The organism is Synechococcus sp. KORDI-100 (assembly GCF_000737535.1).
In the GTDB taxonomy this organism is placed as follows: Bacteria; Cyanobacteriota; Cyanobacteriia; order PCC-6307; family Cyanobiaceae; genus Parasynechococcus.
This window is the reverse complement of sequence record NZ_CP006269.1, coordinates 2,359,213-2,382,641: the sequence shown is the minus strand read 5'-3', so window position 1 is coordinate 2,382,641 and position 23,429 is coordinate 2,359,213. Positions and strand designations below refer to the sequence as shown.

Annotated in this window: 27 protein-coding genes; 12 read left to right on the top strand and 15 right to left on the bottom strand. The window is 60.7% G+C overall.

Annotated features, from left to right (window positions below):
- The first annotated feature begins 25 nt into the window (after window positions 1-25).
- Genes KR100_RS12330 through KR100_RS12320 form a run of 3 tightly spaced genes read left to right on the top strand, consistent with a single transcriptional unit; the run spans window position 26 to window position 1,601 of the window.
- Entirely contained in the window at window positions 26-367 is a 342-nt protein-coding gene (locus tag KR100_RS12330) for a 2Fe-2S iron-sulfur cluster-binding protein (protein ID WP_038546530.1), read from the top strand.
- Window positions 364-549: a hypothetical protein gene (locus tag KR100_RS12325; protein ID WP_038546507.1), complete on the top strand. Its 186-nt coding sequence runs from the start codon at window positions 364-366 to the stop codon at window positions 547-549. Before KR100_RS12330 ends, KR100_RS12325 begins: the two co-directional genes overlap by 4 nt.
- Window positions 546-1,601, top strand: a complete 1,056-nt coding sequence (locus KR100_RS12320) for a DUF3326 domain-containing protein (RefSeq protein WP_038546488.1) — start codon at window positions 546-548, stop codon at window positions 1,599-1,601. Before KR100_RS12325 ends, KR100_RS12320 begins: the two co-directional genes overlap by 4 nt.
- Here the strand turns inward: KR100_RS12320 and ald are convergent.
- The 5 genes from ald to KR100_RS12295 form a co-directional block, all read right to left on the bottom strand.
- On the bottom strand, window positions 1,577-2,716 hold the full coding sequence (gene ald, locus KR100_RS12315) for an alanine dehydrogenase (protein ID WP_038546467.1): 1,140 nt from the start codon (window positions 2,714-2,716) through the stop codon (window positions 1,577-1,579). The two genes, KR100_RS12320 and ald, sit on opposite strands and share 25 nt — an antisense overlap.
- Window positions 2,717-2,782: 66 nt before the next feature.
- Window positions 2,783-4,471, bottom strand: a complete 1,689-nt coding sequence (locus KR100_RS12310; RefSeq protein ID WP_038546463.1) for an NAD+ synthase — start codon at window positions 4,469-4,471, stop codon at window positions 2,783-2,785.
- On the bottom strand, window positions 4,471-5,049 hold the full coding sequence (locus KR100_RS12305; protein WP_038546460.1) for a nicotinate-nucleotide adenylyltransferase: 579 nt from the start codon (window positions 5,047-5,049) through the stop codon (window positions 4,471-4,473). Before KR100_RS12305 ends, KR100_RS12310 begins: the two co-directional genes overlap by 1 nt.
- 5 nt (window positions 5,050-5,054) lie before the next feature.
- A complete protein-coding gene (locus KR100_RS12300; protein WP_038548824.1) occupies window positions 5,055-6,359 on the bottom strand; it encodes a GTP-binding protein in 1,305 nt (434 codons plus the stop codon).
- Window positions 6,360-6,364: 5 nt separating this feature from the next.
- Entirely contained in the window at window positions 6,365-7,363 is a 999-nt protein-coding gene (locus KR100_RS12295) for a CNNM domain-containing protein (RefSeq protein ID WP_038546456.1), read from the bottom strand.
- Window positions 7,364-7,453: 90 nt separating this feature from the next.
- On the opposite strand from KR100_RS12295, the gene KR100_RS12290 reads away from it, so the two are divergent.
- The gene (locus KR100_RS12290) at window positions 7,454-8,773 is read left to right on the top strand and encodes an aminopeptidase P N-terminal domain-containing protein (RefSeq protein WP_038546452.1); all 1,320 of its coding nucleotides are present in this window, start codon (window positions 7,454-7,456) and stop codon (window positions 8,771-8,773) included.
- On the opposite strand, the gene KR100_RS12285 is transcribed toward KR100_RS12290, so the two are convergent.
- On the bottom strand, window positions 8,770-9,927 hold the full coding sequence (locus tag KR100_RS12285; protein ID WP_051847537.1) for a calcium:proton antiporter: 1,158 nt from the start codon (window positions 9,925-9,927) through the stop codon (window positions 8,770-8,772). The two genes, KR100_RS12290 and KR100_RS12285, sit on opposite strands and share 4 nt — an antisense overlap.
- Complete coding sequence (locus KR100_RS12280) at window positions 9,924-10,679, bottom strand: TIGR01548 family HAD-type hydrolase (RefSeq protein WP_369793846.1); 756 nt, start codon at window positions 10,677-10,679, stop codon at window positions 9,924-9,926. The genes KR100_RS12285 and KR100_RS12280 overlap by 4 nt, the downstream gene beginning before the upstream one ends.
- A gap of 56 nt (window positions 10,680-10,735) precedes the next feature.
- Here KR100_RS12280 and KR100_RS12275 point away from each other — a divergent pair, with 56 nt between their 5' ends.
- Both KR100_RS12275 and KR100_RS12270 read left to right on the top strand, forming a co-directional pair.
- Window positions 10,736-11,275, top strand: coding sequence for a 30S ribosomal protein PSRP-3 (locus KR100_RS12275; protein WP_038546449.1), 540 nt, complete (start codon window positions 10,736-10,738; stop codon window positions 11,273-11,275).
- A 158-nt stretch (window positions 11,276-11,433) separates the two neighbouring features.
- Window positions 11,434-11,760 carry a hypothetical protein gene (locus KR100_RS12270; protein WP_038546446.1) on the top strand — a complete coding sequence of 109 codons (327 nt, stop codon included), beginning with the start codon at window positions 11,434-11,436 and terminating at the stop codon, window positions 11,758-11,760.
- A 59-nt stretch (window positions 11,761-11,819) separates the two neighbouring features.
- Here the strand turns inward: KR100_RS12270 and atpC are convergent, their stop codons facing one another.
- Both atpC and atpD read right to left on the bottom strand, forming a co-directional pair.
- Window positions 11,820-12,236 carry an ATP synthase F1 subunit epsilon gene (gene atpC, locus KR100_RS12265; protein WP_038546444.1) on the bottom strand — a complete coding sequence of 139 codons (417 nt, stop codon included), beginning with the start codon at window positions 12,234-12,236 and terminating at the stop codon, window positions 11,820-11,822.
- Window positions 12,236-13,699: a F0F1 ATP synthase subunit beta gene (gene atpD / locus KR100_RS12260; protein ID WP_038546441.1), complete on the bottom strand. Its 1,464-nt coding sequence runs from the start codon at window positions 13,697-13,699 to the stop codon at window positions 12,236-12,238. The genes atpC and atpD overlap by 1 nt, the downstream gene beginning before the upstream one ends.
- 239 nt (window positions 13,700-13,938) lie before the next feature.
- On the opposite strand from atpD, the gene groES reads away from it, so the two are divergent.
- On the top strand, window positions 13,939-14,250 hold the full coding sequence (gene groES, locus KR100_RS12255) for a co-chaperone GroES (RefSeq protein ID WP_038546438.1): 312 nt from the start codon (window positions 13,939-13,941) through the stop codon (window positions 14,248-14,250).
- A gap of 157 nt (window positions 14,251-14,407) precedes the next feature.
- Window positions 14,408-16,042, top strand: coding sequence for a chaperonin GroEL (groL, locus tag KR100_RS12250; protein WP_038546435.1), 1,635 nt, complete (start codon window positions 14,408-14,410; stop codon window positions 16,040-16,042).
- 120 nt (window positions 16,043-16,162) lie between these two features.
- Here groL and KR100_RS12245 read toward each other — a convergent pair whose 3' ends face one another.
- From KR100_RS12245 to gpmI, 3 genes are read right to left on the bottom strand one after another with little or no spacing between them, the layout of a single operon-like run.
- Window positions 16,163-17,035, bottom strand: coding sequence for a sulfotransferase domain-containing protein (locus tag KR100_RS12245; protein ID WP_162176539.1), 873 nt, complete (start codon window positions 17,033-17,035; stop codon window positions 16,163-16,165).
- Window positions 17,036-17,077: 42 nt separating this feature from the next.
- Window positions 17,078-17,308, bottom strand: coding sequence for a preprotein translocase subunit SecG (gene secG / locus KR100_RS12240; RefSeq protein ID WP_038546431.1), 231 nt, complete (start codon window positions 17,306-17,308; stop codon window positions 17,078-17,080).
- 4 nt (window positions 17,309-17,312) lie between these two features.
- Complete coding sequence (gene gpmI / locus KR100_RS12235) at window positions 17,313-18,950, bottom strand: 2,3-bisphosphoglycerate-independent phosphoglycerate mutase (RefSeq protein WP_038546427.1); 1,638 nt, start codon at window positions 18,948-18,950, stop codon at window positions 17,313-17,315.
- Window positions 18,951-19,048: 98 nt separating this feature from the next.
- On the opposite strand from gpmI, the gene pyrR reads away from it, so the two are divergent.
- Window positions 19,049-19,609: a bifunctional pyr operon transcriptional regulator/uracil phosphoribosyltransferase PyrR gene (pyrR, locus tag KR100_RS12230; RefSeq protein ID WP_038546424.1), complete on the top strand. Its 561-nt coding sequence runs from the start codon at window positions 19,049-19,051 to the stop codon at window positions 19,607-19,609.
- Here pyrR and KR100_RS12225 read toward each other — a convergent pair.
- The 3 genes from KR100_RS12225 to KR100_RS12215 form a co-directional block, all read right to left on the bottom strand.
- On the bottom strand, window positions 19,593-19,814 hold the full coding sequence (locus KR100_RS12225; RefSeq protein WP_038546421.1) for a ferredoxin-thioredoxin reductase variable chain: 222 nt from the start codon (window positions 19,812-19,814) through the stop codon (window positions 19,593-19,595). The genes pyrR and KR100_RS12225 overlap by 17 nt on opposite strands.
- Before the next feature lie 30 nt (window positions 19,815-19,844).
- A complete protein-coding gene (locus KR100_RS12220) occupies window positions 19,845-20,702 on the bottom strand; it encodes a hypothetical protein (RefSeq protein ID WP_038546419.1) in 858 nt (285 codons plus the stop codon).
- A gap of 86 nt (window positions 20,703-20,788) precedes the next feature.
- Complete coding sequence (locus KR100_RS12215; RefSeq protein WP_038546416.1) at window positions 20,789-22,363, bottom strand: Hsp70 family protein; 1,575 nt, start codon at window positions 22,361-22,363, stop codon at window positions 20,789-20,791.
- 63 nt (window positions 22,364-22,426) lie between these two features.
- On the opposite strand from KR100_RS12215, the gene KR100_RS12210 reads away from it, so the two are divergent.
- The 3 genes from KR100_RS12210 to KR100_RS12200 are packed head-to-tail and all read left to right on the top strand — an operon-like array spanning window position 22,427 to window position 23,351.
- Complete coding sequence (locus KR100_RS12210) at window positions 22,427-22,711, top strand: hypothetical protein (protein WP_038546412.1); 285 nt, start codon at window positions 22,427-22,429, stop codon at window positions 22,709-22,711.
- Window positions 22,712-22,755: 44 nt separating this feature from the next.
- Window positions 22,756-22,983 (top strand): DNA-directed RNA polymerase subunit omega, encoded by a 228-nt coding sequence (locus tag KR100_RS12205; RefSeq protein WP_038546409.1) that lies wholly within the window; start codon window positions 22,756-22,758, stop codon window positions 22,981-22,983.
- Entirely contained in the window at window positions 22,980-23,351 is a 372-nt protein-coding gene (locus tag KR100_RS12200) for a DUF1818 family protein (RefSeq protein ID WP_038546407.1), read from the top strand. Before KR100_RS12205 ends, KR100_RS12200 begins: the two co-directional genes overlap by 4 nt.
- Window positions 23,352-23,429: the final 78 nt, after the last annotated feature.

Here is a 23,429-nt window from a genome sequence, read left to right as displayed (position 1 = left end):
ACATCCGATCAGCGATGGGACCGAGATGACTGAAACCGCAGCGGCAGTGGCAACCCACACGATCCATGCGGAGTTGGATGGCGAGATGCACAGCTTCAGCTGCCGTTCGGATCAGACGGTGCTCAACGCCGCTGAAGCCGCAGGTGTGACCTTGCCCAGCTCCTGCTGCTCGGGTGTCTGCACCACCTGTGCGGCTGTCGTCACGGAGGGCAGTGTTGAACAGCCCGACGCCATGGGGGTTAAATCTGATCTCCAGGAGCAGGGCTACACCCTGCTTTGCGTTGCCTACCCACGTGCTGATCTCAAGCTCAGGGCCGGTCAGGAGGACGCGCTCTATGAAGCGCAATTCGGCCAGTACCAAAAATGATCCTCCGGCGCCGTCGAGTGCAGCTGCATTGGCCGGAGAACATTCCCGTTTCAGGCCTGAGATCCTTGATCAAGCATCAGGTGCCTGATCAGGAACAGTGGCTTCGCTGGGCACTGACAGCTGTGAGTCTGGATGAGAACGGACGGAGGATCCTGCAGCTGGAAGCGGTGACGACTGAATGAGTCCAGCTGTGATGCCGACCGTGATGGTCGTGCCAACGGGAATCGGTTGTGAGATTGGCGGTTACGCCGGCGATGCCATTCCCAGCGCCAGGCTCCTGGCCTCGGCCAGTGGTTGTCTGATCACCCACCCCAACGTGATGAATGGTGCCTCCCTGTATTGGGTTGACCCCAGGATTCACTACGTCGAAGGCTTTGGACTCGACCGTTTCGCCTCCGGAGATTGGCATCTCCGCCCTGTCAGGAGGCAACGCATCGGTCTGCTGCTTGATGCCGGAATCGAAGCGGAGCTGGCCCAGCGCCAGATCCAGGTGGCCGAGGGCTGCCGGGCCTCCCTGGGTTTGGACATTGGCCCGGTGATCACATCGGATGCCCCGCTTGAGGTGTCGCTGGAGCGGGGAGAGAGCGGTGTCAGCTGGGGATGCCTGGGACGACCCGATGCTCTCTTGCGCGCTGGTGAATCCCTCAAACAGGCTGGTGCAACAGCGATTGCCGTTGTCGCTCGCTTCCCTGATGACGTCGACAGTGAGCAACTTGCTGCTTACCGCCAGGGCAGTGGCGTTGACGCCCTGGCGGGAGCCGAAGCCGTCATCAGTCATCTGCTGGTTCGTCATCTGCAGATCCCCTGTGCCCATGCGCCAGCCCTGGCGCCCCTGCCCCTGGATCCCCAGCTGGATCCCCGCGCTGCTGGAGAAGAGCTTGGCTACACCTTCCTCGCCTGCGTTCTGGTGGGTCTAAGCCGGGCTCCAGGGCTTGTCAGCACTGGTGCCTGCCGTCCTGGCGATCTCACGGCGGATCAGATTGGGGCCATCGTTGTCCCTCAGGGCGCCCTCGGTGGTGAAGCGGTGCTGGCCTGTCTGGAGCGTCAGGTGCCTCTGATCACGGTGGACAATCCATCTGTTCTCTCCGTCACATCCGATGCTCTGGCGTTGGGGCCCGATGGTTTGAGAGCACGCAGCTACTCTGAGGCTGCCGGGCTGCTCCTGGCGCTTCGGGAGGGGCTGGCACCGGAATCTCTTGTGCGTCCTTTTCAGCGCAGGCAGGCCATGGGATGACGGGGTGGTAGCCCCAGCGCTTTGGCGACGCCGGGGTGACAAACGCACCCCTGCACGGTGTTGAGTCCGGAGAGAAGCTCCGGCTTGTCCGTCACGGCCTCCTCCAAACCCCGTCCAGCGATGCCGATGATGTAGGGCAGGGTCACGCTCACCAGGGCTTCCGTGGAGGTGAAGGGCACAGCGCCCGGCATGTTGCCGACGGCGTAGTGCTGCACCCCGTGCACCGAAACCGTCGGGGAGGTGTGCGTGGTTTCCTGGCTCGTGGCCACGCAGCCGCCCTGGTCAATGGCCACATCCACGATCACCGAGCCCGGTCGCATCTGCTCGACCAGGGTTTCGTCAACCAGGGTGGGAGCTCGCCCCCCTGGCGTCAGAACGGCACCGATCACCAGAACAGCGGACGGAACCAGGCGTTCCAGCAGGCCACGGCTGCTCACCACACTCATCAGACGGCCGCGGCGATCAGCCTCAAGGCTGCGCAGGCGTTCGGGTGATCGATCCAGCAGCAACACCTCTGCGTCCATGGCCGCCGCGAGGCGGGCCGCATTCCAGCCGACCGTGCCCGCTCCGAGAACCACCACCCTGGCCGGTTGCACCCCGGTGCAACCGCCCATGAGAACGCCACGCCCGCCGTGGGGTCGCTCGAGCAGGTGGGCACCGACCTGGGCGGCCAGACGTCCTGCGATTTCACTCATCGGGGCCAGCAACGGCAAGCTGCCGCTCTCGAGCTGGACCGTTTCATAGGCGATTCCCGTTGTCCCTGCGTTCAGCAGGGCTTCCCCCACGCTCGGGTAAGCCGCTAGGTGCAGGTAGGTGAACAGCACCATGTCGTCTCTCAGGAACCTCAGCTCCTCCTGCTGTGGTTCCTTCACCTTCACCACCAGATGGGCGCCCCAGGCGTCGTCTCGGGACACCACCTGAGCACCGGCCGCTGCAAAGGCCTCATCACCGATTCCAGCGCCATCACCAGCCCGGCTTTCGATGCGCACCTCCAACCCCTGGCTGACGAGTTCACGAACAGCGTCCGGAGTCAGCGCCACCCGTTGTTCGTCGGCCTTGACTTCCTTGGGTACTCCGATGCTGGCCATCGGGGCCGTCAGAACGGACGCTGCCATGGGCCGGTGACCCTCATCGGGGGATCTCTTCAATCTGGCGCCACGGCGCCATCGCCGCCAGAAAGATCACGCTGCTGCAATCGGCAGTCGCCATCCTGTGCCGAACGCCTGTGGACTCACCTTCAGCAGCGGTGGAGATTGGCGGCGCTTGAACTCGGCCCGTCGCAGCATCGTTTCCACCCGTTCCACCAGCTCCGGTGCAAAGCCCGCAGCAACCAGTGCTTCACCAGTGCGCCGTTCCTCGATCAGCAGACGCAGCAATGCATCAAGCTCGCCATAGTCCGGCAGAGAGTCGCTGTCCTTCTGGTCAGGCCTCAGTTCGGCGCTGGGTGGTTTGGTTCGGATCGCTTCACCAACCAGTTCACCCTGGTGCAGCAGTCCGAAATCGGCGCGACAGCAACTGGAATCATCACTGTCCAGCCAGTCGCAGAGGGCAAAGACTGTGGTTTTGTAGAGGTCGCCGATCACGGCCAGTCCGCCATTCATGTCGCCGTAGAGCGTGCAGTAGCCAACAGCCAGTTCTGATTTATTTCCCGTGGTAAGGAGGAGCTGTCCTTGTTGATTCGCCACGGCCATCAGCAGGGTGCCGCGGATCCGCGATTGCAGGTTTTCCGCCGTGACACCCTGTGGTTCCCCGTCCAGAGCCGGTGCCAGAGAGCTTCCGAAGCTCTGCATCAACGAAGCGATTGGCACGGTTTGGCTGGCGATGCCCAGGCGGTTGGCCAGGGAAGTTGCGTCCTCGATGGATCCATTGGAGCTCCATGGCGATGGCATCAGCAGTGTTGTGATGGCATCCGGCCCAAGCGCTGCTGTTGCAATCACGGCGACAAGGGCTGAATCAATCCCTCCGCTGAGGCCGAGCAGAGCCTTCTGAAAACCGCATTTGGAGCTGTAGTCCCGAACGCCCAACACGAGGGTCCGAAACAGAAGGTCTCTGGTATCCGGAGGCGGCATGGACAACGCCGGTTGATGTGATGGCTTGCTGTCCCAGATCTCAAACCACTCCTGGCAGTACGGCATCTGAAGCAGACAATCACCCTTGTGATCAAGCAGAAAGCTGCCCCCGTCAAAGATCAGTTCGTCGTTTCCCCCCACCTGATTCAGGTAAACGATCGGGCAGTTCAGACGCAGGGCGGCTCGCGCTGCCAGTTGTCGGCGCAGCGATGGCTTGGATGCATCAAAGGGTGAGGCGGCCAGATTGATCAGCAGGTCTGGCACGTCATCGATCAGTGCGGCCACCGGGTCCGGCCCGCTGAGTCGTTCTCTCTGGAGCTCGGTGTCCACCCAGAGGTCTTCACAGATGGTGAGCCCGAGTCGCAGGCCGTTGCTCAGCACCAGGCTGGAACTTCCGTCGCCCGGTCTGAAGTAACGCCGTTCGTCAAAGACGTCGTAGTTGGGCAGCAGTTGCTTGTGGGCAACGGGCTGCCATCCGCTTCGGGTGACTTGAACGATCGTGTTGTGAAGACCCGGTTGACGATCGTCCTCAATCGCGATGGCCGCACCGACGAGCACGGTCAGATCGGAATGCAGCGAATCCAGCTCTCTGCAGATCTGATCCAGGACGGATTGTTGCTGGTGCAGGCGTTCCGGCTGCAGCAGCAGATCGCGGGGTGGATACCCCCAGAGCGACAGTTCCGGGGTGAGCAGCAGATCCGCCTTGCCAGCCTCGGCGTGTTCACACGCCTTGAGGATGCTCCGGGTGTTTCCCGAAAGATCACCCACGAGCGGATTGAGCTGGGCCAGGGCGAGACGCATCAGCAGTGATGGGGTCTGAGGCCGTAAAGCCGGTGTTCCAGCAGTAAAGGCCAAACCTGGTCTGGGATCTGGCTCGGCACCGGTTCACGACGCAGTTCGGAGCTGGCAGAGGCTGGAACCTCCAGATCGAGAATCTCCAGACTGCTGCCCAGCTGTTGCAGCTCGTCCATGGTTGTGGAGGACAGGGGCCAGCCCTGCCTGGGTGCGATGGCGAGATGACAGGCGGTCAGAAACAAGCTTGCCTGCTTCCAGCGAGGGACCTGTGCAGCCAGATCACTGCCGACAACGAACACCAGATCCCAGTCCTGCCAGCGCTCGGCTGCCCGTTGCAGCGTGGTGATTGCCCATGGACTGCTGAGGGACTGAACCAGTTCCAGGCGAGGACTGGCGATCTGCCTGACGAGGGCCTGCAGCAAGTTCGCGCGCAGCTCAAGGGGGGCACCGTGGGACTTCATCGGGTTGTCACTGGCCCAGGTGACGACCCTGTCGAAGCGAGTCAGCAATCCCTCCAACAGGCATTGGTGCCCCCGCGTGGGGGGGTCTGAGCTGGTGCCGAGCATTGCGAGGGTCGAGACCATGCCGCTCAGGGAAGCAGGGGCTGCAGCGTCTGCAGGCGCTGTCCACCCCAGCGCTCCATCCAGCAACGGACAACCGGATCGCTCTGACTCAGGCGCGTCAGCAGGGCGCCTGGCTGCCCTCCGCAGCGATTCAGGCCCCGCATCAGCTCCTCGGCCACCAGCTGACCGGTCCGTTTGGTTGTGTGCACCGCCAGGGCTGCCTGTGCCACAGCGACAGGCGCAGCAGGGGCAAGCGTCACACCACCACTGATGGGCGCCATCAGGATCAGCGCCTGTTTCAGGGCTGTCAGTCCCAGTTGGATGCCAGCTAGGAGCGCGTTGTCCTGCGAAAGGCGGCGGATCAGCTGACGTGCGGATGAGGGTGCCAACGGCAGGTCATAGAGCTGACACAACTGCATGACCAAAGCTGTGTCGCAGGCCATCCCCGCAGCAAGGTCGAGAGCCATCACCGGATTGGCGGCCACACCTGTCGCCTTGGCTGCGGCAAATCGGCCGATCAGCCCCTGGGCTCGACGCCGATGCTGCTGCAGACGCAGCTGCTGACGCCCATGCTGGAACCGGTCTGCCTGACTCAGGGACTGAAGCGCCAGCAGAAGAGCTCCCTCCCTTTCGAGCGTTTCGTGGAGACGAACACGCAGGTCCTCAATCCTGGCGGCAATCGGCTCGCTGCGGACGCGGCCTTCGGCGTCGATGACGGGCCGTCGCGGAGCTGCAGCGACGGCCGTGATCGGGATCTCAGAGCTCAGGCGTGAGCGGATGCTGCTCAGCACTTCTGCGATCTCATCAGCTTGCCAGCGGTCGCTTCCGTTGAGGACCAGATGGAGTGGCTTGCCGGCCTGCTGCAGCACATCGAGGGCGTCCTGGTCGGTGCGGCTCAGGTCGCTGTCGATCACCAGCAGCACCAGGTCCGCTTCCATGGCGATGCGACGGGCCAGCCGGGCGCGGGCAGCGGCCTGGATTTCGTCGATGCCAGGGGTGTCGATCAGCTCGATCTGCGTCAGTCCAGGGATCGAGATCGGCCAGCTCACAGCCTGTTGTCGCCTGGTGTTTCCGTGGGCGACATCCGTTTCCATGACAGCCGTCCCGATCAAGGCATTGATCAGGCTGGATTTGCCAACACCAACACGGCCGAAGACGGCAATGCGCAGACGACGTTGCTTCAGGCGTTCCAACTGCCGGTCCAGCACGACCAGGGATCCCGCCAGTACCCCTTGCTCGCGGCGCGTGAGCTTCAATTCACTGCGCCAACGCTGCAGCAGCTGCCAGCAACGATCGATGCTGGCTGGGGGTGGGATCGAAACCTGATGCATGGCTCTCATGCTGCCGGCTTGCGCCACCAGCCCGCCAGCACGGCGAGAACGGATTCCGCACCGATCACACCAACGAAGCCTCCGAATTCATCCACCACCACGCGGACTCCGCTGCTGTCCCGCCGAAACCCTGTCAGCAATCGATCAGCACGAATCATTTCAGGGACATAGTCCACCGATTCACTGAGATCCGCAGGGGTCAGCAGTCCACGGTTCTCAAGCAATGCCGTGAGCAGACGTTCGCGACTGGCCACCCCCAGCACCTTGTCCACCTGATCCCCCAGCACCACCCACCAGGCGGCGTTGTTGTCCAGAAGCAGCTGACGCTGAGCCTCCAGGCTGAGGGCTCCGTCCAGGGTCGGTGCAGCCACTCTTGGCGTCATCAGGTCGCGTGCGGTGAGGTCATTCAGTTGAAAAACCTTGCCGATCATCGCGGCCTCGTCGGCTTCAATCTGACCTTTTTGGGAGCCGAGTCTCGCCAGCAGGCGGATCTCATCCTCATTGGTGGAAAGTTCGGCCTCCGCGGTGATGGCCGGTAGGAGGCGCTCCAGCAGCAGAACCAGTGGCTTCAACAGCAGGCCGAGCCAGTGCAGGAACGGGGCGCTCGCCAGGGATACCGACAGGGCCAGACGGCTGCCCAGCGCTTTGGGAAGGATCTCGCCCAGCAGCATCACCAGCACGGTGAGTCCAATTGAGAACAGCGGCAGGGCAACACCGCCAATGCCCCGTTGCTCAAAGACCCAGGCGGCATAGCCACCGAGCATCAGGCTGCCGAAAATGTTGAATCCGTTGTTCGCAATGACCAGCACGGACAGGGTTCTTCCCAGGCGCTGCCGCAGCTGAGCCAGACGTCGTGCCCCTGCCACCGGCTGACGGCGGGCAGCCAACTCATGCACACGGATCGGATTGACCGTCAGCATGGCGGCCTCCACTCCCGAGCACAGCGCTGAACCCAGCAGCACAACGACCACCAGCAGCAGCAGCACCAACAGGTCCGAGCCCATTGCTGATATCCGTGAAGCTCATGTTATCGACGTCAGGCAATCAGGAGCTTCGAGCTGCCATCCTGATCAACTGATGCGAGCGTGACGGTGATGGACCCAGCTCTCTACAAACGCCGCCGTGAACGTTTCATGGCGGAGCTGGGCTCAGCCGCTGCCGTGATCCCCGCGGCTCCCTTGGCCACCCATCACGCTGATTGTGAGTGGCCCTTTCGTCAGAACAGTGATTTCTTCTATCTCACTGGCTTCGATGAACCGGATGCGGTGGCCTTACTGCTCCCCCATCTTCCGGAAGGGGAGCGTTTCGTGCTGTTCGTGCATCCCAAGGATCCGGCTGCTGAGGTCTGGACCGGGTTCCGGTGGGGGACCGAAGGTGCGGTGGAGCGCTTCGGGGCCGACATCGCATATCCGCTGGATCAGCTTCAGGGAAGGCTGGCCGATCACCTTGAGGGTGCGGAAGCGATCGCATTCCGTGTCGGCCGTCATCCGCAGGTGGAGCCGCTGGTCTTGCAGGCCTGGGGACGTCAACTGGATCGGGCCTCCCGATCCGGGAGTGCGGCCCTCGGTCTGGTGGCTCCCTGTCCGATCCTGCATCGCCTGAGGTTGTGCAAGGAACCTCACGAGCTTGATCGCATGCGGGAGGCCTGTCGCCTTTCGGCCGAGGCCCATGAACTGGCCCGCTCGATGACCAGACCGGGGATGAATGAATCCCAGATTCAGTCCGCGATCGAAGCCCACTTCCGCAGCAGCGGCGCCCGCGGTCCGGCCTATGGATCGATCGTTGCCGGCGGAGACAATGCCTGCGTTCTTCATTACACGGCCAATTCCGCCGAGCTGCGCGATGGCGATCTGTTGTTGATCGATGCCGGCTGCTCCGTTTCGGACTACTACAACGGCGACATCACCCGTACGTTTCCGATCAACGGCCGCTTCAGCGCCGAGCAGCGTGATCTGTACAGCCTTGTGCTGTCAGCCCAGTTGGCGGCGATCGATGCGGTACATCCAGGTGGAACGGCCGAGGAGGTCCACCTCACGGCACTGACGGCTCTGGTGGAGGGTCTCATCGACCTGGGTCTGCTCTGTGGCGATGCCGACGGCGTGATCGAACGAGGCGATTATCGCCATCTCTACATGCACCGAACCGGCCACTGGCTGGGACTGGATGTTCACGATGTCGGGGCCTATCGGCTTGGCGAAAAACCCGCCAATCTCAGCGAGGGGATGGTTCTCACCGTTGAGCCTGGCCTTTATGTGAGTGATCGCCTGGCCGTGCCCGAGGGGCAGCCGATGATCGATGACCGCTGGAAAGGCATCGGCATTCGCATCGAGGACGATGTGGCTGTGACCGATGGAGGTTGTGAGGTGATGACAGCTGGTGCCCTGAAGAGTGTTGAAGCCATGGAGCGGCTTTAAGCCACCTGCAGCAGGATCCAGAACAGAAAGATCACAAGCTTCATCAACCCCTCGATGCCGGTAAGGCGGGCGTGGGGGTAGCTGAGGATCAGGGTGAGGGCCAGCAACACCATTTCGAAGGGTTCCAGTCCCAGGATCACGTCGGTGTTGGTGATCACTCCCAGCACCAGCACTGCAGGCACCGTGAGGCTCACGGTGGCCACCACGGATCCGTAGAGGGTGTTGATCGAGCGCTGCACCTCTCCCTGCGAAGCGGCCTGAACGGCGTTGAGCGCTTCCGGCGCCAGGATCAGCATCGCCACCAGAACACCGGCCAGGGAGCTGGGGAGTCCAAGGTCGGTGATGCCGGTTTCAATCAGCTGGCCCATCGATTCGGCGATCAGGCACACCACCAGCAGGCCCACCACAAGAAGCGTGGCTGCCTTCCACAACGGCAGACCCTGCTCCTCGGCCTCGTCGCTGGCATCGTCTTGGATCACGAGGCTTTCGCGTTCGGTGTAGAGGTTTCTGTAACGCCCCATCTGGGCGGTGAGGAACACGGCGTAGACCCCCAGGGCCACCACCGATAACACCACGTTCACCGACGTGCTGAAGTTCGCTTCCGTGGTGCTGCGGCTGAAGTTGGGAATCACGAGGGCCAGCACGCACATCGTGCTGATCAGATCGAAGTAGGTGAGGGCACCCAGCAGGTTGGGGCCCACCATCATGCTGGTGTCGATTTTTCCGTCGGCGCAGAGGGTGCCGCGGCGAACCGCTGCCAGAACGTTGCAGAGACCCGTGACCCCGGTGAGGGCGATCATCACCACGGAGAACATCGAATCACGGGCCAGGGTCGGGTTGCTTTCGCCGGTGAGCATCGTGCTGGCGACCAGGGCCAGTTCGATCGTCATCACCGCCGCCGTCAGCACCAGGGTTCCGTAGGGCTGTCCGATCAGCTCGGCTACTCTGTCCGCCTGGTTGGCCACGCTGCGGGACAGCAGCAGCACCACCCCACTGAGGAGGATCAGTCCGCCAAGCACGATAACGGTGGGTTGCACAAGCAGCCAACCCATCACGCCGCTGAATTCGATCGAGGCCAGGGCAACAAGGCCCACCAGGATCGGTAACAGCAGTGGAATCAATTCCCTGTTGCGTTGAGCGGCTGCGTTCGTCATGGCGTAAGTCCGTCCAGAAGCACGGGGATCAGCTCCCGGGTTGCGCCCACAATGCAATCGGCTCCGGCCTCCTGCAGCTGCCGGTGATACGCCGACACATCAGTGATGTGTGGTGGGGCCACAGCAAGGCTGCGCCAGGGAAGCTCTGGCCGCCGTTCACGGGCATTGAGCACCGTCTGCACATCGGCCACGGTGTCTCCGATGTAGGCGATCCAGCGGGGGGCCTCGCCGGCTGTCAGCCGCTCGGCCAAGCGAATCAGGCCGGAGGGATCGGGCTTGTCCGGTGCATCGCCCATTGCGATCAGAGGGGGATCACTCAGGCCAAGCCGCTGCTGCAGCACATAGCGGGCGGAAGTGGGTTCAGCTCCGCTGACGAAGCCCCAGCGGATGTGGTGCCGGGTCAGTTCCTCGAAGAAAGTCTGGTCCACCAGCAACGGCTCATCGCCGATGAAACCCATCCAGCTGGCGGGATCACCTTCGGGGTCGCCGCCGAAGTAGTGGCTGCTGAACACATCAACGAGGTCGTTGCGTGCTGGCAACGTGGCTCCTCGACGCCGCAGCAGCTCGAGGCTGGCATCCCAGTCGTTGTTCCAAAGTCCTTCAGACTTGAGGGCGTCGATGTCGCTTGGAGTCGGTCTCCAGCCGCAGTAATGCTGAACGGTTTCCTGTAGCGCCCGTCGGTAGCTGCCAGCGACATCCCGGATGACACCATCGATGTCGAACAACAGGACGGAGGGTTTCAGAGGGAAGATCGGCTGGAGCGGCTGGTAGGTTAGTTGTTTGTTCTGATTCCTCGAGCGCACATAACATGACGGTCTCCGAAGGCGCAGCAACCACAGAACAGGAGGGCGCAGGCGCGGCCGTCGAGGCCAGCCCAGCTGTGGCTAACGAGGCTGACAAGACACCGGCTGAGGCGGACAAGTCACCGGCCGGCGATGGTGCCGCGGAGGGGGACGCCCGCCCTGTTCTGCGCGGAGGAGCGGCGGCGCTGGCCTCGGCAACGATCGACGCCGATGGCGTTCCCTCCGGTTACACCCCCAAGGCCGATGAGGGACGTTTCCTGCTCAAGATCCTCTGGCTGCCGGACAATGTGGCTCTTGCGGTTGATCAGATCGTTGGCGGTGGTCCCAGCCCGCTGACGGCTTATTTCTTCTGGCCTCGTGAAGATGCCTGGGAGACGTTGAAAACGGAATTGGAGGGCAAAAGCTGGATCACCGACAACGAGCGCGTCGAAGTGCTCAACAAAGCAACGGAAGTGATCAACTACTGGCAGGAAGAGGGCAAGGGCAAGACCCTTGATGAAGCCAAACTGAAGTTCCCCGATGTCACCTTCTGCGGAACCGCCTGAGCACGTCCATCATTTCGGTTTCCTTACGACGGCCTGCTCAGCAGGTCTTTTTTTTGTCTGCTCTTCTTAAGTGCTGTCAGGTTGAAGCCGCTCGGCTGCGATGTCTGAGCTGTGCCATGGATGGATGATCCTGTGCTGGCCCGCAACGGTCATGCCTGGTGCACCCATCGCCTGGAGGTTCATGCTCTCAAGGCTGGGCGGCACTGCGTCCGAACCTCCCCAATCATCGGCCCCTGCTGCTGATCAGCGCGGGGACTGGTCTCACCCTGATGGTCTGGCAGATCGCCTGGGATAGGGCCCGTCAGGGCGCTGATTCCATTCCTGGTCTGGCTGACGATTCCGCTGATCGCCATTCCGATCGTTGCCCTCACCCTGCGAGCGGTGATCTTGATCGTCGAACGGGTCGTTTCTGGGATGGTGTTCACCAGGACGGTGATCCCATGACCGACCTGAAGATGGAGGTCCTGCGTCGACAGATGTTCTGACAGCAAAAAACCAGAGCCATTGGCTCTGGTTAGAGGTTCTTGAACGGATTGTCGCTGGATCAGTCGCTGATCTTGCTGGCCTGGACACGCGCTTTGGCCAGGTTCAGCTGCTGCTGTGCCTTCACCTTCTCTGGAGAAGCCGGTTGACCTTCAAGACCTGCAACGGCCGTTGAAGCCGCCTGGAGATCACTTTCAGCAGTGGTGGGATCAATGCTGCTGCCGAGTTCTGCATTGTTCACAAGAACCGTCACCTCGTCGGCGTCAACCTCGGCGAATCCGCCCATCAGGGCAATGGAGTTCCAGCCACCGTCGGCTCGCACCCTGAGAACGCCCACATCGATGGCCGTCAGGAGTGAGATGTGGCCGGGGAGAATTCCCAACTGCCCAGTGGTGCTGGGCAGAATGACTTCTTCAGCGCTGCCGTCAAAAACGTTCTTGTCAGGTGAAAGAACCCGAAGGGTGAGGGAGCCGCTCATCAATTGGCCTCTGCTGCAATCTTCTCAGCCTTGGCTTTCACCTCATCGATGTTGCCGACGAGGTAGAAAGCCTGCTCGGGCAGATGATCCAGCTCACCGGCAAGGATCTGGGTGAAACCGGCGATGGTTTCTTCCAGCTTCACGTATTTGCCAGACATTCCGGTGAAGATCTCCGCCACGAAGAACGGTTGAGAGAGGAATTTCTCCACCTTGCGGGCGCGATCAACGGTCTGACGATCTTCCTCAGAGAGTTCGTCAAGACCAAGGATGGCAATGATGTCCTGAAGTTCCTTATAACGCTGCAGGGTGGACTGAACGGAGCGGGCCACCTTGTAGTGCTCATCCCCAACCACGGATGGCTGAAGCATCGTGCTGGTGGAGTCCAGGGGGTCCACGGCGGGGTAGATGCCCTTGGAAGCGAGAGCACGGTTGAGCACCGTGGTGGCGTCCAGGTGAGCGAAGGTGGTGGCAGGGGCCGGGTCGGTCAGATCGTCAGCAGGAACGTAGACGGCCTGGATTGACGTGATCGAACCCTCCAGGGTCGATGCGACGCGCTCCTGAAGTGTGCCGACGTCAGTACCCAGGGTCGGCTGATAGCCAACGGCGGACGGCATGCGTCCAAGCAGAGCAGATACCTCGGAGCCGGCCTGCACGAATCGGAAAATGTTGTCGACAAACAGCAGAACGTCCTGCTTGTTGACGTCCCTGAAGTGCTCGGCCATGGTCAATGCCGAGAGACCGACGCGCATCCGGGCGCCGGGGGGCTCGTTCATCTGGCCGTAGCAGAGAGCCACCTTGGATTTGGAGAGATCCTCGGAATTGATCACTCCGGATTCCTTGAATTCCTCGTACAGGTCATTGCCTTCACGGGTGCGCTCACCCACGCCGCCGAAGACCGAGACACCACCGTGCTCTTTGGCGATGTTGTTGATCAGTTCCTGGATCAGCACGGTTTTGCCCACTCCGGCACCACCGAACAGGCCAACTTTGCCTCCCTGGCGATAGGGCGCCAGGAGGTCAATCACCTTGATCCCAGTTTCAAAAACCTTGGGCTTCGTCTCAAGCTCGGTCAGCTTTGGTGCGTCCCGGTGAATCGGCGCCGTTGATGTGGCATTGACGGGGCCCTGTTCATCAACGGGCTCTCCGAGAACATTGAAGATCCGGCCGAGGGTGGCTTCACCCACGGGAACTGAAATCGCCGCTCCGGTGTCAACGGCCTCCATGCCACGCACCAGGCCATCAGTACTGCTCATCGAGACGGCACGGACGCGGTGGTCTCCCAGGAGCTGCTGGACCTCTGCCGTCAGGGCGACATCCTGACCGCTGGCGTTTTTGGCCTCAATCCTGAGGGCGTTGTAGATCTTCGGCAGTTTCCCAGCTGGGAATTCCACGTCCAGAACCGGGCCAATCACCTGGCGAACAACGCCCTTGGTGCCGGCGGATGCAGGAGCAGAAGCGACCATAAGAATGAAAAATTGAGTTGAGGCGCAGCGCGCTCGTGGTCTTGAGAGCGGCGCAAACATACCACCGGCTCCGTTGCAGAGTTGTCTGGAGTATCAGGACCGTCCGGTTCGGTCAACCGCACAGATGATCGCTGGTCTCGGGGGCCCACGCCTTCATACGTTGGCACTCGTCGGCTTTGAGTGCTAGCTCGTGTCGATGTAAGCGCTATTGCGCTCAACCCCTGCTTCTGAAAGAACTCATGGCAGCTGTTTCACTCAGTGTCTCCACCGTGAAGCCTCTCGGTGACCGCGTTTTCGTCAAAGTCTCCGAATCCGAGGAGAAAACCGCGGGTGGCATCCTTCTTCCTGACACCGCCAAGGAAAAGCCCCAGGTGGGTGAGGTGGTGCAGATCGGCCCCGGCAAGCGCAATGACGACGGCAGCCGTCAGGCTCCTGAAGTCGGTGTCGGCGACAAGGTCCTCTACAGCAAGTACGCCGGCACCGACATCAAGCTCGGCGGCGACGAGTACGTGCTGCTCACCGAAAAAGACATCCTGGCTGTCGTCAACTGATTGACCGTCACTGACTGATCAACCGATCAGGGGCGCTCAAACGCTGTGGTCAGCGCACCGGATGCCTGAGCTGAATCGTTGAAGTACGGCTCTGCTCCGTCGCTGATCACAGAGGACCAGCTTTCACAAACACTTTTTTTCACTAAGGACACTTTCCATGGCAAAGCGCATCATCTACAACGAGAACGCCCGTCGCGCTCTCGAAAAGGGGATCGACATTCTGGCTGAATCGGTTGCTGTCACCCTTGGTCCCAAGGGCCGCAACGTGGTGCTCGAGAAGAAGTTCGGTGCACCCCAGATCATCAATGACGGCGTCACCATCGCCAAGGAGATCGAGCTCGAAGACCACATCGAGAACACAGGTGTTGCTCTGATCCGTCAGGCAGCATCAAAGACCAACGACGCCGCCGGTGACGGCACCACCACAGCCACAGTTCTGGCCCACGCCATGGTCAAGGCTGGACTGCGCAACGTGGCGGCCGGCGCGAACGCGATCACTCTGAAGAAGGGCATCGACAAAGCCTCCGATTTCTTGGTCAGCAAGATCAAGGAACAGGCCAAGCCCATCGCTGACAGCAATGCCATTGCTCAGGTCGGCACCATTTCCGCCGGTAATGATGAGGAAGTGGGCGCCATGATCGCCAGTGCCATGGACAAGGTTGGCAAAGAGGGCGTGATCTCCCTCGAAGAGGGCAAGTCCATGGAGACCGAACTCGAGGTCACCGAGGGCATGCGTTTCGACAAGGGCTACATCTCCCCCTATTTCGCCACCGACACCGAGCGGATGGAAGCCGTCCTCGACGAGCCCTACATCCTGCTCACCGACAAGAAGATCGGTCTGGTGCAGGATCTGGTGCCTGTGCTGGAGCAAATCGCCCGCACCGGCAAACCTCTGCTGATCATTGCCGAGGACATCGAGAAAGAAGCTCTTGCCACCCTGGTGGTGAATCGTCTGCGTGGTGTGCTCAACGTGGCCGCCGTGAAGGCCCCTGGTTTCGGCGATCGCCGTAAGGCCATGTTGGAAGACATGGCGGTCCTGACCAACGGTCAGCTGATCACCGAGGACGCTGGTCTCAAGCTGGAGAACGCCAAGCTCGAGATGCTGGGCACCGCCCGTCGCGTCACCATCAACAAGGACACCACCACGATCGTTGCCGAGGGCAACGAGGCGGCTGTCGGCGCCCGCTGCGAACAGATCAAGAAGCAGATGGACGAGACCGACTCCACCTATGACAAGGAGAAGCTGCAGGAGCGTCTGGCCAAACTGGCCGGTGGCGTCGCTGTGGTGAAGGTTGGTGCGGCCACAGAAACCGAGATGAAGGACAAGAAACTCCGTCTCGAGGACGCCATCAATGCCACCAAGGCGGCTGTTGAGGAAGGCATTGTTCCTGGTGGTGGCACCACCCTGGCTCACCTGGCTCCGTCCCTGGAAGAGTGGGCCAACGGCAACCTCTCAGGTGAAGAACTCATCGGTGCCAACATCGTGGCCGCGGCTCTGACCGCTCCCCTGATGCGCATTGCTGAGAACGCTGGAGCCAACGGTGCTGTCGTGGCAGAGAACGTCAAGTCCCGTGCCATCAATGAGGGCTACAACGCCGCGACTGGCGACTACGTCGACATGCTCGGCGCTGGCATCGTTGACCCCGCCAAGGTGACGCGTTCTGGTCTGCAGAATGCCGCTTCCATCGCCGGCATGGTGCTGACCACCGAATGCATTGTGGCCGATCTGCCTGAGAAGAAGGAAGCAGCTCCTGCCGGTGGCGGCATGGGTGGCGGTGACTTCGACTATTGATCAACATCTGATGATCAACCCCTGATCTGTTCAGCCCCCTGCTTCGGCAGGGGGTCTTTTTTTGCCAAAGCAAAAGCCCGCTTCAGAACCGGTTGATGACAACAGCCCTTGGATCAGGTTTCAGGCACCCCAGGCGTCAGGCACCGCATCTCCGAAGCGATCGCGAGCCCATGCGTAGGTCGGTGCATAGAACCCACGAATCTCGAACAGCAGTTCGTTTAACCCGGTGGCTTCGGAATTGGATTTTGGGGAAGCATGAACGACCTCAGAAAAATCAGGGCTGATTGTTGGAGATTCCAGGAAGTTGGTCAGTCGGTTGATTTCGGGTTGGCTGAAAAGTGTTTCGTAAAAGCCGTAAAAAATTTCATTTGGTTTGAAGACGCTTTCAAGCTTTTGGGAAATTATGTCGTATCGAGTTCTCTTGATACACGACTTTCCTTTGTAAAATTTCCTGAGTTGTTTCAATTCTTGTTGAGGTGATGTATTCCTCTTCTTCTTTTCGAGTGCGAAGCGGTTGTTCATTCTGAGTTGAGACCAGGCCCGCTCGGCAGGATCTCGCATCAGAAAAATAACTTTTGGCTGAAAATTTTTGCTTAAAAGTCCCTCGCGTATCAAAGAGAATTTTGTTATGCCCAGAGTTGAATATGCGGGGGTGATATCTCCAACGTGAGATACATCTTGCTGCCTGAGGTAAAGGTAATCAAAAAAGTCAAAATAAACTGAAGGAGACAGTCTCATCAGCATTCGTGGGCTGATCAGAACCTCCTGTTCTTGCTTGAGGCGTTGCTTGATATGACGATTGATATTGGCTCTCTTGATCAACTTGTATTGATTGTTGGTTCGTTTGTTCTTGGTAAATAATTTATTGAATACATGAAACTCTTTAACGCCTCCGTTACTGAAAAAATTTGCTTTGTCAAGCTGGCTTGCCAGCCAGGTCGTTCCTGCCTTTTGAGCTCCAACTCCAAGAATGAAAAATTTGCCGTTATCCAAAATCAATTGACTTGATCTCTTTGGTCCGCCTCCGAAATTAACTCAGTTCAGCCAGCCGGCACTGAGAATCACGGCGAGGCTCAGAAACACGGCCAGGCAAGTCCAGGTCACACGGTTCAAGGTTGCTTCAGCACTGCTGGCACTGCTGAACATGGAACTGCCGCTGGCAGCGAGGCCGCCCATGCCATCACCCTTGGGGCTGTGCAGCAGCACCAGGAGAATGAGGATGAGGCCAGTTGCAATCCAGACCCAAGAGAGAACGGTCGAGAGCATCGGATCAGACGGAGAGGGGAAGGCGTGCGGACAGTGGAGTGTTGTCGACGCTAGGCATCGGTTCGATCAGGCTGGACCCCGTCATGGCATCCGGTTTTTCAAGATCGAGGATTTCAAGAAGGGTCGGGGCGATATCGGCCAGCCCCCCATTGCTTCGCAGTGAAATCGCATTGCCGTGGTTCGGCAGTTTGCGTCGTTCCCCCTCGATCAGAATCACCGGAACGGGATTGGTGGTGTGTGCCGTCCAGGCCTGTCCATCAGAGCCTTGCATCAGTTCGGCGTTGCCGTGGTCGGCTGTGATCAGAAGGGTTCCGCCCTGGCGTCCGACGGCATCCAGAAGCCGTCCCAGGCAAGCATCAACCGTGCTGATGGCCTCCGTTGCTGCATCCATCACGCCGGTGTGTCCCACCATGTCGGGGTTGGCGTAGTTGATCACGATCAGGGAATAGATGCCCTTCCTGATCGCTTCGATGCAGCTGTCGGTGAGCTGATTGGCCGACATGGCCGGGGACAGGTCGTAGGTGGCAACCCGCGGCGACGGCACCAGATGACGCTCTTCTCCGGCCAGAGGCTGCTCGATTCCGCCGTTGAGGAAGTAGGTCACATGGGGGTACTTCTCCGTTTCGGCTGTGCGGTACTGACGCAGCCCTGCCTCAGCCACCACCTGGCCGAGTAGGTGATCAAGCGGTTCAGGAGGGAAGGCCACCTGGACAGGTAGGTCCTGTTCCACCTGGGTGAAGGTGACCACGTCGAGATCCGGGGTGTGGCGTCTTGGGAACCCCTCGAAATGCTTCAGGCAGAGCGACTGAACCATCTGACGCGCTCGATCCGGCCGGAAGTTGAACATCAGCACACCATCCCCGTCCTGCATCACCGCCGAGCTGAAGCGGACCGGCTCGAGAAATTCGTCGGTCACCCCGTTGTCGTAGCTGGCGGCAAGGGCTTCCTCAGGGCTGAGATCACTGATCGGAGTCTGAGGATCCGTATAGAGGTCGTAGGCCTTTTCGACCCGATCCCAGCGCTGATCACGATCCATGGCCCAGTAGCGACCGCAAAGACTCGCGATTTCGCCAAGGCCGGCTTCTGCGATGGCGACCTGCACCTGGTTCAGAAAACCTGAAGCGCTCTGGGTCGGGGTGTCGCGTCCGTCAGTGATCGCATGGATGGACAAACGCTCGAGTTCAAGATGCTTGGCCCACTGAATCAGGCCACAGAGATGGTTCACGTGGCTGTGGACACCACCATCGGAGCAAAGCCCCAGCAGGTGCAGTCGGCCACCGCGGGCGTTCACTCGCTCAACAAGCGCAGTCAGGGCCGGCGTCTGGACCAGCTGGTCGTTGGCGACGGCATCACTGATCCTCACAAGCTCCTGACGGATGATCCGACCGGCGCCGATCGTCAGGTGTCCGACCTCGGAGTTGCCCATCTGCTGATCAGGCAGACCAACGTCAGCGCCGCTGGCTTCGATCAGGGTGTGGGGATAGGCATGCCAGAGCGCATCCATCACCGGCGTTTGAGCCTGAAGGATGGCGTTGTGCTCAGTCGCATCACGGTGGCCCCAGCCGTCGAGGATGGTGAGAACGACGGGCGCTGTCGATCCTGAATGACTGGAACCGTTGGAAGTGCTGCTGTCTACGTTCACCGCAACCTTCGGTTCATAAGCACTTATGCAGAATCAACTTACCGCTCCATCTGCCCTGGAACCTTTCTTTCCGGAGATCACCACAACCGCGCGGAATCATGAGTGCCCCGTCTGAGGACGACCGCATCGAGATCCTGTCCGATCGCGAACTGGGGCGAACCCTCGTTCGACTGGCCACACAGGTGCTTGAAACGGTCGATGACAGCCGCAACCTGATGCTTCTGGGGATTCCAACGCGTGGGGTTCAGCTGTCTCGTGTCTTGGCTCTGGAGCTCGAACGGCTCAGCGGCCATGCCATTGCCCAGGGATCGATCGATCCCACCTTTCATCGCGATGATCTGGAGCGCATCGGAACACGCCTGCCCCAGTTGACCACCCTTCCCAACAGTGTTGAGGAACGGCAGGTGGTGCTGGTGGATGACGTGATTTTCACCGGTCGAACCGTTCGCGCCGCTCTGGAGGCGCTGCAGAGCTGGGGGCGGGCTGAACGGGTGATGTTGTTGGCGTTGGTCGATCGCGGTCATCGTGAGCTGCCTATCCAGCCGGATTTCTGTGGCCGGGTTGTTCCGACCAGGCGCAGCGAAACGATCGAGCTGCGTCTGCGTGATGTTGATGGTGAGGAGGGCGTCTTCCTGAACCGGCTCAACCGGCGGGGGTGAGCTCGTCAGCACGGAAGTGAGCTTTGTAGCGACCGAAGGCCACGATCACTGGGAGCGTGGGACTGATCGGTCGTCCCTTCCAGTCATCAAGCACCTTGAACACTTCACCGGACGTCCCCTTCATGTCGAAGGCCTGACCTCGATGTTCGGGGTGGTTGAAGACCACGACCGACGACGCGACCGTCACCTTGTCACCCGCCTGCATGAAAATCTGTTGAGCCGTGCAGGCATTTTGTCACGGGCTGCCGTCACTGATGCGACGGCAGAAACTCTCAGGTCCGTCTTCGATCACAAGTCCTCCCAGCTCGTCACAGGCTGAGAGGAAGGCGTCCCATGGGTCGTTGCCGGCATCCAGCGATGTCTGAACAGCCGCGTCGAGTTTGGGGCCAGAGATGACGTCCGGACCCGATTCACCGTGCTGCTGATGCTCCTCCGTGGCACGGAGTTCAGCGATGGCGGTCTCAACGATCTGACGTTGGGTCTGGGCTTGTTCCTGCCACCAAGGATGGTCCAGGCGATTGAGATGATCGAGGGCTTCCCACCAACGTTCTGCCTCGACGAGCTCCTTGATCCGCTCGTGGTTCAGGCGGTTGCGGTTCCAGGTTTCCTTGAGCGTGTCGCTGAGGGCGCTGCTGCCCGGAGCGCTGGCCGGTGTCAACGGCGCCAGTGTTTCAAGCGCTTTCCCCAGTTCACCATCGCGGAACAGCACCAGAGCGCGGTTGCGCAGTTGGTCCTGCCAGAGCGCCAGCCTGTCGCGATCCCGACGCTGACTCTCAGCATTCCCAAGTGCAGATTCGACCAGTTGAGTCTGCAGTTTGAGCGCTGCTGAGACCTGGCCGTCGTTCCAGAGCTTTTCGGCCTGTCGGCGTCGGCAAAACGCCTGCTCCTCAGGCGCTCCTGACCCCAGCCAGCGCAGCGCCGCCAGTTGTTCTCCGTATTTCAGACAGGCTTCCAGGTCCCCCTCCTGGACGGCTTGCTGAAGCTTTCCTGGAAGCTGTTTCTCCCACCACCAGGCCGTACCGGCGATCGCCGCGACGATGCTGATCGTCGCCACGACCCAGAGGCGAAGAAGCAGAAGCCGACGCGTCGCCAAATGGCGTGAATCAAATCTCAGACAGTTCTATGGATCCAGATGCGAATGCCCCACCTCCGGTGGACGGCCTTCGCAGCGGATGTCAGTCAGCGAACCGTGCCGAGAGGGCGCGAGCTGAGGCTGTCGCCGCTGCGGAGATCCGAGATCTCGGCAACCAACTGGGCCTGCTCATTGATGTGCAGCAACAGGCGCAGACAGTCCTCTCCAGGCTGACCAGGAGGATTCAGGGGCAGGATCACGACGGAATCGGTCCAGGCTTGATGCGTCACTTCACCGGCATCGAGGCGACGCAGGGTTGGTAATCCATCGATGTACACCACATCGTGACGGCCCTCTGTCGAAGGTTCGCCCAGCATCAGTTCAAGCTCATGCTGATCCGCACGGCTCGCCGCCATCCGCAGCTCGAGTGGCTCTGAGCTGGGCCAGGGCTGTCCTGCCACAAACAGGGGATGCCAGCGATGACACTGCCCCCGCTGATCCCAGACACGCAGGGAGACCCCGTGATGGAGAACATCCTTGACCGTGACGCCTGGAGTCAGTTTCAGAGCGCCGAGAGCCACGGCTTCCACGGGCGGTGGAGTCAGCAGAACGGCCGGTGCGGTGTGCTGCTTCAGCCATCGCCGCAGCCAGGGCATTTGCGCTCCACCGCCCACCATCACGATGCCTTTGAGGTCCGTCAGGTCACAGTTGTGACGCCGTCCGCCGGCCAGAGTGGTTTCCAGAAGCCGGTTCAGGGCATCAGCCAGTCCCTGTTCGTCCAGCAGATCATCCAGGTCGGAGCGGGTCAGCTCCAGGGCCTGCTGGCTGCCGTCCTCTGGGTTGATCCACAGCTCCCGGACAAGGTCTGTGTCCGCCAGGGCTGGATCACTCAACCGGCACTTGAGTCGTTCCGCGGCGTCCAACAGTGCAGGAGAGGCCGGCAGATGGGGACGACAGCGCTTGGCGATCCAGCGATCGATATCGCGTCCTCCGATTCGGATCCCTGCCTTGCCCAGGACGTTGGCCGTTCGCAATTTCTGGCGACTCGTTTCCGCCAGGGATCGTCCCCCGAGGCGCAAGAGCTGGGCAATCGGAGCGGCTCGGCCTTCGCCGCCTTCGAGGGCAACAAGAGCCAGGTCCAGGGTGCTGCCTCCCAGATCGACAACCAGTAACCGCGATCCGGCGGGAAGACCGGCCCCCAGCGCGGCTGCCGTGGGTTCGTCCACCAACGCGATGTCGTTGACCGGTAAGTCGGAGCAGGCCTGCAGCAGCCACTCTCGGTAGCGGCGATAGCGCTCCACAGGCGCTGTGAGCACCAGCCGGGTCACGCAGAGATCCTCTGGCAGACGCGACCAGATCTGTTTGAGAAGCTGTTCACCAGCGTTCTGCGCCCTCTGATCATCAGAGGACGCTCCGATGTCTCGTTTGAAATCCCTGGCTAGGCGCTGATCCTCCTGATCGGCCAGGCCGGCCTCGAGAACCTGACGGCCAACGAGCGGTAGCCCAGCCGCCGACCAGATCAGACTCGGGATTTCTCCGGGACGCCGGCTGATCGGCGGTAGATCAAGAAGCTCTGGTGAGGTTTGCCGTTCGTTCTGAAACGCCACCACGGTTGTCGTGCTGCCCAGATCGATCGCCAGGGTGCCTTGTGAGACGCAAAGTTGAAGCTTTTCTTCTCCCACGCGGATGCAGCCCCTGCCTGTGGGCACGTTGAAGTCAGATTGAGATTATGGGGACTGGCTCGGATGGATCGTCTGCAGCAACTGATTTTCTCGTTCTATCGGGAAGATCCTCGTCTTGAGGAGTTGCTGGAACCGTTGCGGGACTGTCGCATGCGTCGCAGCTGGGGCAGCATCCGGATCGAGTGCCTGGATATGGCGCACCTTGAAGAGGTGAGTGATCTGCTGGCCTACCTGCGCCTGCCCCTGGCAGCCCTGGGCCTCGGTCGCCAGATCGTTCTCAGAGTCCCTGGAGAACGACAGAGGACGTATCCGATGCATGTCCCCTTCCGCAGTGATCAGTTGGCTTGAGGAGGGGGCTTTAGGATGTTGGATTGTCACTTGAAAGTTCAGCCATGAACTCGGCCGGCATTGATTGCAAGGATCTGGCCAAGCGTGGTGAGAGCCTGATCCGACAGTCCAGCAATCGATATCTCACCACCGTTCGGATCGCCTTCCGGGCCAAGCAGCGACGGTTTGACGACTTTGATGGACTGCTCGAGGAGTCCAGCGTCAAGCCGGTGCAGCGAGCCATCGTTGAGCTGAGCGATGAACAGGATCAGCCCGATTTGCTTCCTGGGTGATTCAGCAGGAGGGTCCGGGATGGCGCTTCGCCCGTGACCCAAGCCGAGGTCAGTACCAGGTTTTGATCGGCGGGCAGACCTGGGCCTTTGAGCTGACAGCCGCTGAGTGGAAGGAACTTGTGGCTCTTATCGGTGCTCTGGAGGATCAGCATCGTTCTCTGTCAGAGCAACTGATGAAGGAGGAGTCCATTGGCCTGGAGATGGAGCGTGGCGATTGGTGGGCGTCACTGGAAGGTGATCGGACTCAGTGGCAACTTTCTCTTGTCCTGACAGGCAACCAGGGGCGTGGTGTCGAAGGACACTGGCCAGCGTCTGCTGCCATGGCCGTCGTCGCAGCCATGAGATCGGCGCTCGATTTGTGGGATTGATCAGGGAACCTGATCGTTTTCGGTCAGTCGATTGTTCCGCAGAGAAATCAATGGCTTTGCACAGTCTTTCCACAGGCC